Origin of the sequence: Synechococcus sp. MEDNS5 (assembly GCF_014279875.1) — a bacterium.
Taxonomy (GTDB): domain Bacteria; phylum Cyanobacteriota; class Cyanobacteriia; order PCC-6307; family Cyanobiaceae; genus Synechococcus_C.
The window spans coordinates 1,496,020-1,511,965 of sequence record NZ_CP047952.1; the positions used below are offsets into that span (position 1 = coordinate 1,496,020).

The following is a 15,946-nucleotide window of genomic DNA, read 5'->3' on the forward strand; positions in this document are numbered from 1 at the left end:
CCTGCGGCCACCCTTCGTCCTGTTAAGCGTCCTCCCAAGGCCAAGGCCCATGCACTGGTGGAACCAGTTTCCCGCATCTCTGCAGGAAGTGGCGTCCATCCGTTTGTTGGCGTCCCTCGGTGCGGGAGGGGTGATCTACATGACCCCGATGGTGTTCCATCAGGTGAGCTTCACCGCCAGTCAAGTCGGCCAGGGACTCGCGGCTTCGGCACTGATCGGCACAGCAGCACGGTTGATGAGTGGCGTGCTGCTCGATCGGGGCCTGTCCTGCTCCTGGCCTGTGCGAGCAGCAGCCGTGCTGGCTTTTCTCGCTGATCTGGTGCTGTTTCAGGCCCAGGGGTTCAACGGATACCTCGCCGGCCAGTTGCTGATCGGTGTTGCGGCTGGGTTGTATTTCCCAGCGATTGAACTGGCCGTTCCCCTGAGCTGCACTGGATTCAACTCCAGCCGTGGGTATGCCCTCGCGCGCAGTGCCGACGCCCTCGGCGTCGCCGTTGGAGCCCTGATCGGTGCGGTGGTGACCGCCTTGGGGCTGATCCGGGCGGTGTATCTGGTGGAGGCGGCAGCGGTGATCCTGATGCTGGTGGTGCTCAGCCTGCGCCCCCTTCCGGATGGCCGTGCCGCCTTGTTGCATCCCGCCGCTGACGACCCAATCAACAAGGATGCGGCTTCAGAAGGCTGGCACTGGTTGCCCCCTCTGGCGCCGGTACTGGCGGTGAGCATTGTGGCCACCGGAATCATCGCGCTCATGCAGAGCGCCCTTCCCCTTGATCTGGTGCGCGGCGGCATGGCCAGAGCACCCCTGAGTGAAGCCTGGAGCGGCTCACTGATCGCCCTGCAGCTGACACTGCTGGTGACGCTGCAATGGCCCGTTGGCAACTGGGTGGCCCGTCGCAGCCTGCGCTTTGGCCTGGGGATGGGGCTCGGAGGGTTTGTGTTGGGGTGCCTTTTGTTGGCCGCCTCCGCGCTCTGGAGTGGTGGAATCGCGCTGATTGCGCTGGCCATGCTGCCGATTGCCTTCGGCGAAGCCGCCTTCCTTCCCACCGCCGCTGAAGCGATGGTGGAGGAAACGCCCCTTCAACATCGCGGGCTGGCGATGGCGCTGTTCTCCCAGTGTTTTGCCATCAGCGCCACTGGAGCTCCTCTGATGGCGGGATTCCTGCTCGATCAGCAGGGCCATGGCCTGCTGCTCTGGATCCTGATGGCTTCGGTGTGCCTTCTGATGGTGCCGCTGCTCAAAGCGGTAAGGCCCCGCTATACACCAGGGTTGAGTGCCATCCCCCTGGAGAAGTCCAACGATGTCTCGAGCCCGAGAACTGCTTCGCTCCGTTAGGAATCTCTCGATCATCCGGGAGATGGCCGTCAGCGAAGGTGGCCTGCAGAGCGTCGGTGATTTGGTCGACAACTTCATTGACAGCGAGGCGATGGTCGTCTGCCTGGAGCGCTTCAAGGCCTTGCCGGGAGGTGCGGAGATGATCGAGCAACGCTATCCACCCTTCCAGCCAGATCTTGCTGCGCTGGAGGCGCTTCCGGAGGGGAGCCTGGGCCGGGCCTACGCGGGCATGATCGGCAAGCTCAACTACGACCCAGACTTTTTCCGCCCTCGGGATACCAGCAGTGAGGCGCTCTGGCTCACCCAACGGATCGCCACCACCCACGACCTCCATCACGTGATCGGCGGGTTCAACACCCAAAGCGCTGGTGAGTCGGGCGTGTTGGCGATCACAGCGACACAGATCGGCTTTCCCGCCTACGTGCTCATTAATACCCTGGCGTCCTTCCGCGCCTTCCGCTTCGCCCCGGCAGAGCTGGCCGGCGTGAGCCGGAGCATTGCCTTCGGCAACCGCATCGGATTGGAGGCGAAGCCCCTGGTGCTGCAGCGCTGGGAAGAGGCCTGGGACAAGCCCCTTCGCCAGTGGCGGCAGGAACTTGGTGTTCACAGCGCGGAAGGCGAAGCCTTCGGGGCGGTGTATTAGCGCTCGCCGCGCAGGAGGCGATGGCGGATCTTCTTCTGAAGCACGAAAGCCGCCGGAATGAAGGTGAGGCCATTGGCCACGATCAAAGGACCATTCCCCGTGAGACAGCCGAACACCCCCCAGATCGCCACCCCGGTAGTGAACAAGCCATACATCGAAAGCGAAATGGATCGCGTGTCATCCATTCGCAGGGTTTTGATCGCCTGCGGGAAGAAACTGATGGTGGTGAGGGCTGCAGCGGTGTAACCGATCGCATCCACGTCCATGGCATGAAGGATCGGCGAGATCCATAAACTGCCGCCAGTCTTGCCACAGCCATGGCGTTCTCTCGCTCAACCGTGCAAATCCTGGCGGGGGCGTCGAGCGCACTCGCGCTGCTGGCTTTCAGCATCGGGGAGCTTGTTCAACCCGCTCAAGCCGCCGACAGCGAAACCCGCCAGGCTCTGGTGGGACTGGCGGCCTATGCCGAATGCAAGGTGCTGCGCTCCGGCTACAGCCGGGCGAGGGCGCAGGCGATCGTGCAGAGCGGCATCAAAAGCAATGGATGGCAGCAGCAGGCTGAATGGTTGAAATCGCCGCAAGCCATCCGGTTGGTGGCCCTCACCAGCGAAGCCATGAATACAACCTGCGACGACTTTGATCAGAACAGCCCTGACTTCATCCCAGCGATGAAGGCCCTCGATGCGCTGTGAAGGAAGGGCTGAATGTGATCACACATTGAAAAGGAACTCCATCACATCCCCCTCCTCCACCACGTACTCCTTCCCCTCACTGCGGAGCCAACCTTTATTGCGCGCCTCAACCAGGGAACCGGCCTCCAGCAATTTGTCGGTGCCGATGGTCTGGGCGCGGATAAAACCCCTTTCAAAATCGGTGTGAATCACACCCGCAGCTTGCGGTGCGGTCATCCCGGCCTTGAAGGTCCAGGCGCGGGTTTCCTTCTCCCCGGTGGTGAAATAAGTGCGAAGCCCCAAGAGCTGATAAGTCGCCCGGATCAGGCTTTGCAATCCCCCTTCTTTCACGCCCAGGCCATCGAGGTAGTCCTGACGCTCCTCATCCCCGAGCTCGATCAACTCAGCCTCCACCTGGGCTGAGATGCGCACGGTTTCCGCGCCCTCTTGAGCCGCCAACGCCACAATCTCCTTACAGAACGCATTGCCACCCGCCAGATCGTCTTCGCTCACGTTGGTGGCATAGATGATCGGCTTGGCAGTGAGCAGACCCAGAGGTTTCAGCATCAGAGCCTCCTCATCGCTGAGCTCCACACTGCGGGCGGCACCTCCTTGCTCAAGCACCGCTTGAATTCTTTCGAGAGCCGCATCTTCAACCTGGGCGTCCTTGCTGGTGCGCACCTGTTTCTTGAGGCGCTCCCGCCGCTTCTCGAGCTGCGACAGGTCCGCCAGACCCAGTTCAAGGTTGATCACCTCCGCATCCCGGGCCGGGCCGACCGCACCGGACACGTGAATGACGTCGTCGTCTTCAAAACAGCGGATCACATGAACGATCGCGTCCACTTCACGGATGTTGGCAAGGAATTTGTTGCCCAGTCCCTCCCCCTGGCTGGCGCCCTTCACGAGCCCGGCGATGTCCACGAACTCCATCCGCGTGGGGATGATCTCCGCACTGCTGCTGAGAGCAGACAGCAACTCCAACCTGGAATCCGGGACGGCCACCGTGCCGACATTGGGCTCGATGGTGCAGAACGGAAAGTTGGCCGCCTGCGCCTGCGCGTTGGCCACCAAGGCATTGAACAGAGTGGATTTGCCCACGTTGGGCAACCCGACGATTCCGGCTTTAAGCATGCCGGCGAATCTATCGGCAGGGCTGCGGCTTACACGGTTGCGCCGCCTACGCGCGAGACTGCGTAACGAAACATGTGCAGGGGCCATGGGCAGCCAGAAGAGCGAGACCTCCGCCGGGGCCACGCACGCAGCCCTCAGGCCGCTCACCCGCCTCAGCGGCATCAAACGCCGACGTCAACGCTTGATTGCTGCCGCAGCTGTGGTTCTGGTGGTCGGTGGCGGAGCCCTGATCTGGAGCCGTGGAGCCGGCACGGGACGGCGCCAACTGGCGGACTACACCGCCACTGCTGAACGGGGGACCCTGCCGGGAGTGATCACCGCCAGTGGTGAATTGGAGCCCATCCGGCGCGTGAATGTGAGCCCCAAGCGTGGAGGCCTGCTGGATGCCCTGTATGTGGATGAAGGCGATGCGGTCACGAAGGGGCAGGTGCTGGCCCGCATGGACAGCGGAGACTTCACCGACCGAATGGATGAGCTCTCGGCCCTGGAACGTCAAGCCCGGGCGGACTACGAGGGGAAACGGGCTGATTACATCCGTTACAGAAAACTCGAGAACAGCGGAGCGATCAGTGGGTCAGACCTGGATGGCTACCGCGCAGCCTTCCTAAGCAGCAAGGAAGCGCTCACGGCAGCCAGGGAGCGCATTCAGCAGCGCGATGTGGAAGGGAATGAACTCCTGATCAGAGCACCCTTCAGCGGTGTGATCACCGAACGGTTCGCCGAACCGGGTGCCTTCGTGACACCCACCACCACCGCATCAGCGAATGCCGGAGCCACCAGTTCTTCCATCGTTGAGCTCTCCGAAGGCCTGGAAGTGGCCGCAAAAGTTCCCGAAAGCGACATCGGCCGCATCCGGATCGGCCAAAACGCCACGGTGCGTGTGGATGCCTTCCCCGATCAGCGCTTCCCTGCCCGGGTGAGGGATATCGCTCCGCGAGCCGAGAAAACCGACAACGTGATCTCCTTTGAGGTGGAGCTGTCCTTGATCGATCCACCGCCAACCCTGCGCATCGGCATGACGGTGGACGTGGATTTCCAAACGGGGCGTACCGCTGAGAGCACACTGGTTCCCAACGTGGCGATTGTCACGGAAAACGGCCAACCCGGCGTACTCCTCGTTGGCAAGGATGATCAGCCCCGCTTCCAACCGGTGGAACTGGGCTCGAGCAGCGGCGGCCAGAGTGCGATTCTCTCGGGGGTGAAACCCGGCTCCAAGGTGTTCATCGACCTTCCGCCCTGGGCGAAGAAGCGCGACTGATCGAGATCCGACCTGCCCGAATCCATGCCTGAAACCCTCGAGAAACCCCTGCTGTTGCTTGTGGACGGCCACTCCTTGGCCTTTCGCAGTTTCTATGCCTTCAGCAAAGGCGGTGAGGGTGGACTGGCCACGAAAGACGGCAGGCCCACCAGCGTGACCTACGGCTTTCTCAAAGCCCTGCTCGACAACAGCAAAGGCCTGAAACCGAAAGGGGTGGCCATCGCCTTCGACACCGCTGAACCTACCTTCCGCCATCAAGCCGATGCCAACTACAAAGCCCATCGCGATGTGGCTCCTGAGGTGTTCTTCCAAGACTTGGATCAACTGCAAACGATCCTGCGCGAACGCCTGAAACTTCCTCTCTGCCTGGCGCCTGGATACGAAGCCGATGACGTGCTGGGAACCCTGGCCAACCGTGCTGCCGCCTCGGGCTGGCGCGTGCGCATTCTCAGCGGGGATCGGGACCTGTTCCAGCTGGTGGATGACCAGCGGGACATTGCCGTGCTCTACATGGGGGGCGGACCGTATGCCAAGAGCAGCGGACCGACCCTGATCAATGAAGCCGGCGTGGTGGCCAAGCTGGGCGTGATGCCCGACAAGGTGGTGGACCTCAAGGCCCTCACCGGCGACAGCTCCGACAACATCCCTGGCGTGAGGGGGGTTGGCCCCAAGACGGCCATCAATCTGCTCAAGGAAAACGAAGACCTCGACGGCGTGTACAGCGTGCTGGAGGAAGTGGAAGCCGAGGGGCCCAAGGCCAGTCGTGGTGCCCTGAAGGGCGCACTGAAGGGAAAGCTCAGCGCCGATCGCGACAACGCCTACCTCTCCCGCCATCTCGCTGAAATCCTCATCGACATCCCCCTGCCCGAGGAGCCTGTTCTGGAGCTGGGCCCGGTGGATGGTGAAGGACTGGAGGAGCAGCTTCAGGACCTAGAACTCAACAGCCTGGTCCGCCAGATCCCGAGCTTCGTGGCCACCTTCTCCAGCGGCGGACTGACGGCGAACGCCCATCTGCTGGAGGCTGCAACCAGCAAGGGATCAACGTCAAAGGTCGCCGCTGCAGGCACAGATCCAGCGCCTACGCATTCAGCGCCTGCGGAGGACATCGCCCCATCCACCTTGCCCCAGCTCGCGCCGCAGGTGGTGAGCACGCAGGAGCAACTGCAGGGCTTGATGCAGCGGCTGATGGGATGCACCAACCCATCGGAGCCGGTGGCCGTGGACACCGAAACCACGGATCTGAACCCCTTCAAAGCCCAACTGGTGGGCATCGGCGTGTGCTGGGGGGCCGGGCTCAACGATTTGGCCTATCTCCCCGTGGGACATCAAGACCCCGAGAGCCCCCAGCTGCCGCTGGAGGTCGTGTTGGAGCAGCTCGCCCCCTGGTTGAACAGCCCCAGCCATCCCAAGGCGCTGCAGAACGCCAAATACGACCGCCTGATCCTGCTGCGTCACGGCTTGCTTCTGGGCGGCGTGGTGATGGACACCCTGCTGGCGGATTACCTCCGCGATGCCGCGGCCAAACACAGCCTCGATGTGATGGCCGAGCGGGACTACGGCATCACGCCAACGGTGTTCGGTGACCTGGTGGGCAAGCCCAAAGACGGCAAGGCCAGCTGCTTTGCCGAGGTTCCCATCGATCAGGCAGCGCTTTACTGCGCCATGGATGTGCACCTCACCCGCAAGCTTGCGCTTGATCTGCGCCAGCAGCTCCAGGCCACCAGCCAGCAGCTGACCCAATTGCTCGATCAGGTGGAACTGCCGCTGGAGCCTGTGCTGGCCTTGATGGAGGCCACCGGCATCCGCATCGATCTCACCTATCTGGACACCCTCTCCAAGGAGATGGGCGAGACCCTGACGCGGCTTGAAGCCAATGCCAAACAGGCGGCCGGCGTGGACTTCAACCTGGCGTCTCCCAAGCAACTGGGTGAGCTGCTCTTCGAGACGCTGGGCCTGGACCGCAAGAAATCACGCCGCACCAAAACGGGCTACAGCACCGATGCCACAGTGTTGGACAAGCTCGCTGACGACCATCCGGTGGTGCCTTTGGTGTTGGAGCATCGGGTGCTGAGCAAACTCAAAAGCACGTACGTGGATGCGCTGCCCCAGTTGGTGGAGGCCGAAACCGGCCGCGTGCATACGGATTTCAACCAGGCCGTGACGGCCACCGGACGGCTCAGCAGCAGCAATCCCAACCTCCAGAACATTCCCATTCGCACCGAGTACAGCCGTCGCATCCGCAAAGCCTTCCTGCCCAAGGAGCACTGGACTCTGCTCAGTGCGGACTACTCCCAGATCGAGCTGCGCATCCTCACGCACCTCTCCGGGGAGGAGGCGCTGCTGCAGGCCTACCGCGATGGAAACGACGTGCATGCCCTCACCGCACGGCTCCTGCTTGAGAAAGACGAAGTGAGCGCCGATGAACGCCGGCTGGGCAAGACGATCAATTTCGGTGTGATTTACGGCATGGGCGCCCAGCGCTTCGCCCGCGAAACCGGGGTGAGCCAAGCGGAGGCCAAAGAGTTCCTGAGCAAATACCGGGAGCGGTATCCCAAGGTGTTCGCCTTTCTCGAACTGCAGGAACGCCTGGCCTTGAGCCGTGGCTACGTGGAGACGATCCTGGGCCGGCGCCGGCCCTTCCACTTCGACCGCAACGGTCTCGGTCGTCTCCTTGGCAAGGATCCCTTCGAGATCGATCTCGATGTGGCCCGCCGCGGTGGCATGGAAGCCCAGCAGCTGCGCGCCGCGGCCAACGCACCGATTCAAGGCTCGAGTGCCGACATCATCAAGGTGGCGATGATTCAGCTGCAGGCAGCACTGCAGCAACACTCCCTACCCGCTCGCCTGCTGCTGCAGGTGCACGATGAACTGGTGCTGGAGGTGGAGCCTTCTGCATTGGACAACGTGAAAGCTCTGGTGGTCTCCACCATGGAGAAGGCCGTGGAGCTGAGGGTGCCCCTGGTGGCCGAAACCGGCTGCGGCAGCAATTGGATGGAAGCGAAATAGCAGTCATGCAGCGGTTTACCGCTTAGGCCGTAGCCTCGCCCGCAGATCCCGAATGCCTGTGTCCCTGCGGTTCACCAACACACTCACCCGCCGCACGGAACCGTTTCAGCCCCTGAAGGACGGGCAGGTGAGCATCTACTGCTGCGGCGTGACGGTCTACGACCTCTGCCACCTGGGCCATGCCCGCAGCTACATCAATTGGGACGTGCTGCGCCGGTATCTGATCTGGAGTGGCTACGCCGTCACCTTCGTGCAGAACTTCACCGACATCGACGACAAGATCCTCAAACGTGCTGCGGAGGAAGGTTCGTCGATGGAGGTGGTGAGTGAGCGCAACATCGAGGCGTTTCATGCCGACATGGATGCCCTCGGCATCCTGCGTCCCGATCGCATGCCCCGAGCCACCCGCTGCCTTGAAGGGATCCGGGCCCTGATCGCTGAGCTGGAAGCGAAGGGTGCTGCCTATTCCGCCGATGGAGATGTGTACTTCGCGGTGATGAAACACGCCGGCTACGGCAAGCTCAGCGGCCGCGACCTCGCCGACCAACAGACCAACGCGGACGGGCGCGTGGCCGATGCCGAAGAGGCGCGCAAGCAACACCCCTTCGACTTCGCCCTCTGGAAAGGTGCCAAGGCCGGTGAACCCAGCTTCCCCTCACCATGGGGGGATGGCCGGCCCGGCTGGCACATCGAGTGCTCCGCCATGGTGCGCGAGGAGCTCGGCGACACCATCGACATCCACCTCGGGGGCGCCGACCTGGTGTTCCCACACCACGAGAATGAGATCGCCCAATCCGAGGCAGCAACCGGCCAGGAGCTGGCGCGCGTGTGGCTGCACAACGGCATGGTGAATGTGGGCGGCGAAAAGATGAGCAAATCACTCGGCAACTTCACCACCATCCGCGCCCTGCTGGAGAGTGGCCTTTCCGCCATGACACTGCGGCTCTTTGTGCTCCAGGCCCATTACCGCAAGCCGCTCGATTTCACCGCCGAGGCACTGGAGGCCGCAACGACCGGGTGGAAAGGGCTAAACGCTGCACTCAGCCTTGGGGACCTCCATGCAGAAGCACTGGGATGGGGTGCTGCAGACCCCATGGACGGCGGAGCCGTTCTCGCCTCGGAGCCCTCAGCCATCGACACGCTGCTCAGCGCCCGGCAGCGCTTCAGCGATGCCATGGACGATGACCTCAACAGCTCCGGAGCACTTGCGGTGCTGTTCGACCTGGCCCGTCCATTAAGAGCACTGGCCAATCGTCTGGATCGGGGTGACGCACCAAACCACCCTGAGGATGAAGGCCAGGAGCTTCAACACCGCTGGTTGCTGCTCAGGGAGCTCGCAGGGGTTCTGGGGCTGCGGCTGGAGCGCCCCTTAGGCAACGAGGCGGAGACGGATCTCGACAGCCAAGCCATCGAAGCTGCGATTGATGCGCGCCAGTTGGCCAAACAATCGAAGGACTTCGCGGAAGCGGATCGGATCAGGGCGGAGCTCACCGCCCAGGGCATCGAACTGATCGATAAACCGGGCGGAATCACCGAGTGGCGACGGGGCTGACCAGCAGAGCTCAGGACTTTCGCTGCTGATTGGCCATTAGCGCTTCGATCTTGCGGATTCTCGTGAGGGTGGTGGTCCACACCTCAAGCCGAAAGCGTTGGTCGCCAAGCGTGGGATCGGCAGGGTCCGCACTGTCGATCCAGGCCTGCAATTCCGTGATCTTGGCCTCTGGGTTCTCCCTGGCTTCGAAGGCATCCCACAACTCCCGCTCCAGCCGAGCGCGCTCAATGAAGTTCCAGCGTTTGAGCCAGAGCATGGGAAGACCTGCATCAGGGCACCTGTCTACCGGATTCAAGCGACGATCAGACCTAGGTTCTGGGAAAGGAAGGTTGTTGATCGCCCATGCAGCCGGAAAGCCTCTCTAAAGCAATCCAGCTGTCTGTTGCCCCGGTGTTCCTGCTAGCGGGCATCGGGGCACTGATGAATGTCCTCTCCGGACGCTTGGCAAGGATCGTTGATAACGCCAAGCAGTTGCGCCTCACCGCCGATGCCGGTGGTGAAGTGGATGAATTGGAGCGACGACTGGCCAAGCGCCGGATGCAATTGGTGATCCGCTCGATCGAGCTGCTCACTGCCGCCACGCTGCTGATCGCCGCAATGGTGGCCGCCATGTTCCTGAGTGTGATCTCCAGGGTGAATCTCACCTTGGTGGTGGTGCCTCTGTTCATCGCCTCGATGGGGCTGGTGATGCTTGCAGCGGTGTTCTTTCTCAGGGAGGTGCGCATGGCATCTGCGCTGCTCAACCGGCTGCTTTAAATCAGCGGATTGCCCGCCAATCAGGCGGCGCCGAACCAGTTGCGCAGCAGATCCACCGTGCTGATCAACAATCCGGCGGCGATCACCACCGGTGAGATCCATTGCAGGCAGAACATCATCACCCGTCTGACCAGGGGCGAAGCGGCGTCGCTCTGTTGGAGATCCTCAAGAAACAGATTCGGCACGACCCAACCCATCAGCACGGCAATCAGCAGGCCACCAGCGATCAACAGCACGCCGCCGAAGAGGGCATCCATCGTTCCCAGCACCTCCGTACTCATGCTGGAGGGGATTCCGACGACAAAAATCACAGCGGCACTGACCCATGTGGCCTTGCCGCGGTTCCAGCTCAAGCGATCCATCAGGGACGACACTGGAACCTCCAGCAGAGACACCGACGATGTGATCGCCGCCAGATAGGCCAAGGCAAAAAACAGCACAGCCACCACCTGGCCCGTCCCATCAATGGAGGCCAATCCTGTGGGTAAAGCGATGAAGATGGCTCCAATCGTGGAATCGCTCACCACTTCGGTGAGGTTGAAGCTGATCACCACAGGAAAGGTGAGCATGCCGGCCAGAAGCCCCACGGCTGTGTCCAGACCCACCACAGCCACGGCTTCCTGTGGCAGTGGTGCTTTGCGATTCAAGTAGGCCGAATAGGCAAGAATCGAGCCGATGCCCGTACCGATTGAGAAGAAGGCCTGGCTGAAGGCATTGCGGATGGTGGTGATGTTCATCAGCTCCTCCCCATCCCAGCGCAGCAGGAAGGTGCGATAGCCCTCACCAGCGCCTGGAAGCGTGCTGGCCCAGATCGCCAGACCGATCAGCAGAAGCAACAGAAGAGGCAAGGCCCAACGCGAGAGTCGTTCGATTCCCGCCTGAACACCAGCAGCCACCACAAGGGCCGTGAGCAGGAGGCTGATTCCCTGACCGGCCAGAGCACTGTTGCCCCCGCTGATGGACGCGAAGAACGCATCAGCAGCCTGCTTGTTCTCAGGCAGACCAACCAGAAGGGCGTGCACGAGGGTGTGCCCCGTCCATCCCATCAACACGGCGTAGAAGGCCAGGATTCCGCAGGATGCCGCGATGAACAACCAGCCCATCGGCCACCAAGCCTTGCCAGCCGCTTTGGTGGGAGCCAGCAAAGGACTGCTGCCTGTACTGCGGCCCAACACCATCTCCGCCACCAGCACGGGCAGGCAGATCAGCCCCACGATCAGCAGATAAAGCAGCACGAAACTGCCACCGCCTCCCTGGGATGCGCGGTAAGCGAACCCCCAGAGATTGCCCAGACCCACGGCACTGCCGGCAGCCGCCAGCACGAACCCAAAACCGGACTTCCACTGCTCTTTTCTCACCGCCGCCATGAACGTGCTGTCCAGCCCTCTCGGCGGAAGTTTGCCAGCTTCCGGAATCAAAGTGGGAGGATGGCTCCACTTGCCGGGATCCGTGTGAAAGCCATCAGCGTGCTGGGCTCCACCGGCTCAATCGGTACGCAGACCCTCGACATCGTTGAGGACTTTCCAGAGCAGTTCCGGGTGGTGGCCCTTTCGGCGGGCCGCAATCTCTCTTTGCTCGTGGAGCAGATCCAACGCCACAGCCCCGAGCTGGTGGCTCTGGCTGATGAAGCCCTGCTCCCAGAGTTGGAGCAGCGCCTCCAGGCCCTGCCGTCTGAACACCAGCCGCGATGCAAACCTCAGCTCGTTGGTGGTCCCAGCGGACTGAATGTGGCGGCCTCCTGGGACACAGCCGACCTCGTCGTAACCGGGATCGTGGGCTGCGCCGGGCTGTTGCCCACCCTGGCAGCCATCCGCGCTGGCAAGGATCTGGCCCTGGCCAACAAGGAAACCTTGATCGCAGCCGGTCCGGTGGTGCTGCCGGAGCTCAAGAAAAGCGGCAGCAGACTGCTGCCTGCGGATTCCGAACACTCGGCCATCTTCCAGTGCCTGCAGGGAACGCCCTGGGCTGAAAACGCCCGCCTCTCCACCGGTGTGCCAACCCCCGGCCTGCGGCGCATCCAGCTCACCGCCTCCGGTGGCGCCTTCCGTGACTGGGCCGCAGCCGAGCTTGAGAACGCCACCGTTGCCGATGCCACGTCGCATCCCAACTGGAGTATGGGCCGCAAGATCACCGTGGATTCCGCTTCCCTGATGAACAAGGGGCTAGAGGTGATCGAAGCCCACTACCTTTTCGGGCTGGATTACGACCACATCGAAATCGTGATCCACCCCCAGAGCATCATCCACTCCATGATCGAGTTGGCGGATTCTTCGGTGCTGGCCCAGCTGGGCTGGCCCGATATGAAACTGCCCATTCTGTACTGCATGAGTTGGCCTTCAAGGCTTGAGACCCCTTGGAAACGCCTTGATCTCACCCAGGTGGGGCAGCTCACCTTCAAAAGCCCCGATCCCGCCAAATACCCCTGCATGGAACTGGCATACGCAGCAGGGCGTGCTGGCGGCACCATGCCAGCGGTGCTGAATGCGGCCAATGAGGAGGCCGTGGCCCAATTCCTCGAGGAACGAATCCATTTCCTCGACATTCCCGATCTGATCGAAGCGGCCTGCGAACGGCACAAGCCCGATCGCATCGACCACCCCCAGCTGGATGATGTGCTGGCCGTGGATCAATGGGCTCGCCTTGCCGTGCGTGAGCAGGTGGCTCGGGGCACCCAGCGGATGTCAATGGCGGCGGTGGCTGCTTGATCAGCCATCACCTGCTGCTCTGCGCCACAGCCTCCAAAGCGAAGTGCTGTGATCCCGCTGAAGGACTGGAAACCTGGAATGAGCTGAAGCGCCTCCTGCGAAATCTGGGGCTCGAAAACGAACAGCGCCAGGAGGGGATCGTTTTACGAAGCAAAGTCGACTGCCTGAGGGTGTGCGAACGCGGGCCAATCCTCGTGGTTTGGCCCGAGGGCATTTGGTACGCCAACGTAACGTCTAACAAAATTGAGACCATTCTCCGCAGCCATATCATCAACAATCAGCCAGTTGAACAATGGATTTATAAGACCACTCCTTTTCAAATTGGCCCACTCCAATCGGCCTAGCGAATCAGCGTATAAAAAAACATCGCGGTCAATCATTCACGACGCAAAAGATTGATCAGGCAAAAAAGTAGTCACGGCTCGGGACACAAACAGACATCGGCCCACAAGCCAAGGAGCTCAACGATCCTCTAGGATATTAAGCAAATCTAAAGCGTCCTTCAGGGCGCTTTTTGCGGGCATTCATTTGGCATCGGCAACCACGGCGACCTCCACCACTCGCGCATCAACACCCATCTTCAACCGCACCTCCTCAATAGAAACTTATCCAAGCAAGGCTGAACTCCTCAGCGCATTACCGCCGGAGCTCACTCATTACAACCCCATCAAAGCGTGGGGAAGCCTGATCATGTCGGCAGGCCTGTCTCTTGCTGCTTTAGGGATCGGAACGCAAATTCCCCTCACCCTCCAAGCCACTCCGCTGTGGGGGCTTTACGGCATCGGTTGCGGCACCATCGCCATGGGCTGCTGGGTCTTGGCCCACGAATGTGGCCACAACGCGTTTCACCCGAACCGACGCATTGAAGGCGTCGTTGGATTCCTGCTTCACAGCGCACTGCTGGTGCCTTACTACAGCTGGGCGCGCAGCCACAGCGTTCACCACGCCCACTGCAATCACCTTGAGCAAGGAGAAACCCACGTGCCTCCGCGGGCCACATCGCTTCTAGGTCAAATCACAGAACAACTCAAAAGGAAGCTGAACCCAACATTGTTTGGGATCATTTCTCTGTTCAATCATTTAGTGATCGGCTGGCAGCTCTACCTGCTTCTTGGAGCCACTGGCGGAGAAGACTATGGATTTCCTACGTCTCACTTCTGGAATGGCAATCCATTCACAAACGGAAAGCGAAATCTCTTCCCTGAAGCATTTCGCACTTTGATGGTGCGATCCAACATCGGCTGCCTGGCGATGATCACCTTTCTCATCATCGCCGCTATTCAATCGTCTCCATTACGTGTGCTATGCGTGTATGGATTGCCATACCTGGTGATCAATGTATGGCTCACCACTTATACCTGGCTACAACACACCGACCAGAACATTCCTCATTTTTCCAATAAAACATGGTCGTGGGCGAAGGGAGCGCTGCAAACGGTTGATCGCCCCTACGGCCCGGTCCTCAATCTGCTGCACCACGGCATTGGATCCACCCATGTTTGCCACCATGTGAATTCCGCCATTCCTCACTACAACGCCTGGCGGGGCACCGCATTACTCAGACAACGGTTTCCTGAATTGGCGCGCTACGACTCCACACCAATCCCAGAAGCGCTTTGGAGAGTCGCAACTCGATGTGGCGGCGCTGTGTATAAAAATTCTTGCGATGAAGCTTACTATTTTTAGACAAAAGTTTCAGGATGAATTACACACCCATGGCTTATTCGATGGCTTAGGTCTCAATCTCATGGTTGAACCAGGCACAAGCCAAGCGGTCAGACCAACACCCTTGAAGGAGACTGTCACCGGGTGCATGGAAGCCATTGTGGCCTCCCTTGGCCGTCAACAACACCTCAAGGCGGCGTCGACTCGCGCGCAAGCCATCAGCGACCCCAATGGTTTGGAGTTGGATCGCAGAGGTCGCTGGCACCCAAGGGTCATCAAGGGCCTGCAAGATCAAGGTTGGAGGGATTGGTACCGATGCCGCCAAAAGGTGCCGCAAGGGTGAAGCACCGGCGTAGTAGTCATCAACAGACGAGAAGCCCCAACGTGGTGCCGTCACCGCCGCATCAAAGGCACGAATCGAGCGGGGCGGTTCACCAGTGAGTTGCTGCTGCTCTTGGGCACTGACGCCGAAGGGGTCAGCCAGCGTCTGGCGCACAAGGCGCTGCAGAAGCCAACGCTGATACACGCGATTGCGCGGACGTTCGATGGAGGCACTGCAAGCAGCAAGATCCAAGGGACTGCTGGCGCAGAACAGAGCATCCAACAGCGGTGCATGGCCTTGCCAGCCATGCGTTGCTCTCTCCTCCACGCTGGCCATGCAGGCATTGAGAAGCATGGTGCCACCCAGGGACACTCCGGCCCCAAACAGGGCCAATGGCCTGGCAGGGGCGACCAACTCGCTACACAACTGGCGCGCGCGTTGGATCACCGGAAGAAGATCACTGTTGCAGTGAGCGGCGTAGGTGCCACCAGCAAGATGGCGGCCGGGATCCGCTCCGCGCAGATTCAGCCTAAGCACCGCGAAGCCGCTGTTCTGGAGGGCTAGACCAAGACGCCTCAGGCCCTCGCGGCGACTGGAGCCGCCGAGACCATGCAACAGAAGCACCAGCGCTCGGGGAGGTTCGCCTTGCAGGACGAAGCTGGGATGAGGGCGATCCAGAAACGCCAGCAACTCACCAGCGGCTGCGGCGCCACTGGCCAGAGCAGGAACAGCGATCGGAATCGGTTCCCCACAGTCAGGAGGAAGCCCGACAGGGCGGAGCGTGTCGCGCAGGGTCTGAAGGTCTCCTCCGATCCAGGGAAAACGTTGTCGATAGGGAGCTACCCCCAGCTGCCGCAACAGGTGGGGGTTGTCTGAATGATTGGCGTACGAAGCCGTCAAAAGC

15 protein-coding genes are annotated in these 15,946 nt (G+C 61.2%); 10 read left to right on the top strand and 5 right to left on the bottom strand.

Annotation, left to right across the window (positions count from 1 at the left end; translation table 11 throughout):
- Positions 1–139 precede the first annotated feature (139 nt).
- Together SynMEDNS5_RS08005 and SynMEDNS5_RS08010 are read left to right on the top strand one after the other, a co-directional pair.
- Positions 140–1,333, top strand: a complete 1,194-nt coding sequence (locus SynMEDNS5_RS08005; RefSeq protein ID WP_370593591.1) for an MFS transporter — start codon at positions 140–142, stop codon at positions 1,331–1,333.
- Entirely contained in the window at positions 1,299–1,976 is a 678-nt protein-coding gene (locus SynMEDNS5_RS08010; protein ID WP_255440081.1) for a Coq4 family protein, read from the top strand. Before SynMEDNS5_RS08005 ends, SynMEDNS5_RS08010 begins: the two co-directional genes overlap by 35 nt.
- Here the strand turns inward: SynMEDNS5_RS08010 and SynMEDNS5_RS08015 are convergent.
- On the bottom strand, positions 1,973–2,242 hold the full coding sequence (locus SynMEDNS5_RS08015) for a SemiSWEET family sugar transporter (protein WP_186582900.1): 270 nt from the start codon (positions 2,240–2,242) through the stop codon (positions 1,973–1,975). The two genes, SynMEDNS5_RS08010 and SynMEDNS5_RS08015, sit on opposite strands and share 4 nt — an antisense overlap.
- 51 nt (positions 2,243–2,293) lie before the next feature.
- Between SynMEDNS5_RS08015 and SynMEDNS5_RS08020 the strand changes: the two genes are divergently transcribed.
- Positions 2,294–2,668 (top strand): hypothetical protein, encoded by a 375-nt coding sequence (locus SynMEDNS5_RS08020; protein ID WP_186582901.1) that lies wholly within the window; start codon positions 2,294–2,296, stop codon positions 2,666–2,668.
- A gap of 18 nt (positions 2,669–2,686) precedes the next feature.
- Here the strand turns inward: SynMEDNS5_RS08020 and ychF are convergent, their stop codons facing one another.
- Positions 2,687–3,778, bottom strand: a complete 1,092-nt coding sequence (ychF, locus tag SynMEDNS5_RS08025; RefSeq protein WP_186582902.1) for a redox-regulated ATPase YchF — start codon at positions 3,776–3,778, stop codon at positions 2,687–2,689.
- Between the two features lie 85 nt (positions 3,779–3,863).
- On the opposite strand from ychF, the gene SynMEDNS5_RS08030 reads away from it, so the two are divergent.
- Genes SynMEDNS5_RS08030 through cysS form a run of 3 tightly spaced genes read left to right on the top strand, consistent with a single transcriptional unit; the run spans position 3,864 to position 9,594 of the window.
- Complete coding sequence (locus SynMEDNS5_RS08030) at positions 3,864–5,036, top strand: efflux RND transporter periplasmic adaptor subunit (RefSeq protein WP_186582903.1); 1,173 nt, start codon at positions 3,864–3,866, stop codon at positions 5,034–5,036.
- A 24-nt stretch (positions 5,037–5,060) separates the two neighbouring features.
- Complete coding sequence (gene polA / locus SynMEDNS5_RS08035) at positions 5,061–8,042, top strand: DNA polymerase I (RefSeq protein ID WP_186582904.1); 2,982 nt, start codon at positions 5,061–5,063, stop codon at positions 8,040–8,042.
- 52 nt (positions 8,043–8,094) lie between these two features.
- Complete coding sequence (gene cysS, locus SynMEDNS5_RS08040; RefSeq protein ID WP_186582905.1) at positions 8,095–9,594, top strand: cysteine--tRNA ligase; 1,500 nt, start codon at positions 8,095–8,097, stop codon at positions 9,592–9,594.
- Positions 9,595–9,604: 10 nt separating this feature from the next.
- On the opposite strand, the gene SynMEDNS5_RS08045 is transcribed toward cysS, so the two are convergent.
- Complete coding sequence (locus tag SynMEDNS5_RS08045) at positions 9,605–9,850, bottom strand: hypothetical protein (RefSeq protein WP_186582906.1); 246 nt, start codon at positions 9,848–9,850, stop codon at positions 9,605–9,607.
- An 86-nt stretch (positions 9,851–9,936) separates the two neighbouring features.
- Between SynMEDNS5_RS08045 and SynMEDNS5_RS08050 the strand changes: the two genes are divergently transcribed.
- On the top strand, positions 9,937–10,350 hold the full coding sequence (locus SynMEDNS5_RS08050) for a DUF2721 domain-containing protein (protein ID WP_186582907.1): 414 nt from the start codon (positions 9,937–9,939) through the stop codon (positions 10,348–10,350).
- A 20-nt stretch (positions 10,351–10,370) separates the two neighbouring features.
- Here the strand turns inward: SynMEDNS5_RS08050 and SynMEDNS5_RS08055 are convergent, their stop codons facing one another.
- Positions 10,371–11,717, bottom strand: a complete 1,347-nt coding sequence (locus tag SynMEDNS5_RS08055; protein ID WP_186585917.1) for a sodium-dependent transporter — start codon at positions 11,715–11,717, stop codon at positions 10,371–10,373.
- Between the two features lie 84 nt (positions 11,718–11,801).
- On the opposite strand from SynMEDNS5_RS08055, the gene SynMEDNS5_RS08060 reads away from it, so the two are divergent.
- From SynMEDNS5_RS08060 to SynMEDNS5_RS08065, 3 genes are all read left to right on the top strand, one after another.
- The gene (locus SynMEDNS5_RS08060) at positions 11,802–13,055 is read left to right on the top strand and encodes a 1-deoxy-D-xylulose-5-phosphate reductoisomerase (RefSeq protein ID WP_186585918.1); all 1,254 of its coding nucleotides are present in this window, start codon (positions 11,802–11,804) and stop codon (positions 13,053–13,055) included.
- A gap of 11 nt (positions 13,056–13,066) precedes the next feature.
- Positions 13,067–13,399 carry a ferredoxin gene (locus tag SynMEDNS5_RS13135; RefSeq protein WP_255440380.1) on the top strand — a complete coding sequence of 111 codons (333 nt, stop codon included), beginning with the start codon at positions 13,067–13,069 and terminating at the stop codon, positions 13,397–13,399.
- A 184-nt stretch (positions 13,400–13,583) separates the two neighbouring features.
- Complete coding sequence (locus SynMEDNS5_RS08065) at positions 13,584–14,741, top strand: fatty acid desaturase (protein ID WP_186582908.1); 1,158 nt, start codon at positions 13,584–13,586, stop codon at positions 14,739–14,741.
- A 46-nt stretch (positions 14,742–14,787) separates the two neighbouring features.
- On the opposite strand, the gene SynMEDNS5_RS08070 is transcribed toward SynMEDNS5_RS08065, so the two are convergent.
- Positions 14,788–15,942, bottom strand: a complete 1,155-nt coding sequence (locus SynMEDNS5_RS08070) for an alpha/beta hydrolase (RefSeq protein WP_222929778.1) — start codon at positions 15,940–15,942, stop codon at positions 14,788–14,790.
- Positions 15,943–15,946: the final 4 nt, after the last annotated feature.

Bases quoted from the DNA above. Each gene is read 5' to 3' on its own strand.
- cysS (WP_186582905.1), top strand. From the start codon at position 8,095: ATGCCTGTGTCCCTGCGGTTCACCAACACACTCACCCGCCGCACGGAA.
- SynMEDNS5_RS08020 (WP_186582901.1), top strand. From the start codon at position 2,294: ATGGCGTTCTCTCGCTCAACCGTGCAAATCCTGGCGGGGGCGTCGAGC.
- SynMEDNS5_RS08010 (WP_255440081.1), top strand. From the start codon at position 1,299: ATGTCTCGAGCCCGAGAACTGCTTCGCTCCGTTAGGAATCTCTCGATC.
- SynMEDNS5_RS08045 (WP_186582906.1), bottom strand. From the start codon at position 9,850: ATGCTCTGGCTCAAACGCTGGAACTTCATTGAGCGCGCTCGGCTGGAG.
- ychF (WP_186582902.1), bottom strand. From the start codon at position 3,778: ATGCTTAAAGCCGGAATCGTCGGGTTGCCCAACGTGGGCAAATCCACT.
- polA (WP_186582904.1), top strand. From the start codon at position 5,061: ATGCCTGAAACCCTCGAGAAACCCCTGCTGTTGCTTGTGGACGGCCAC.
- SynMEDNS5_RS08015 (WP_186582900.1), bottom strand. From the start codon at position 2,242: ATGGACGTGGATGCGATCGGTTACACCGCTGCAGCCCTCACCACCATC.
- SynMEDNS5_RS08055 (WP_186585917.1), bottom strand. From the start codon at position 11,717: ATGGCGGCGGTGAGAAAAGAGCAGTGGAAGTCCGGTTTTGGGTTCGTG.
- SynMEDNS5_RS08030 (WP_186582903.1), top strand. From the start codon at position 3,864: ATGGGCAGCCAGAAGAGCGAGACCTCCGCCGGGGCCACGCACGCAGCC.
- SynMEDNS5_RS08050 (WP_186582907.1), top strand. From the start codon at position 9,937: ATGCAGCCGGAAAGCCTCTCTAAAGCAATCCAGCTGTCTGTTGCCCCG.
- SynMEDNS5_RS08005 (WP_370593591.1), top strand. From the start codon at position 140: ATGACCCCGATGGTGTTCCATCAGGTGAGCTTCACCGCCAGTCAAGTC.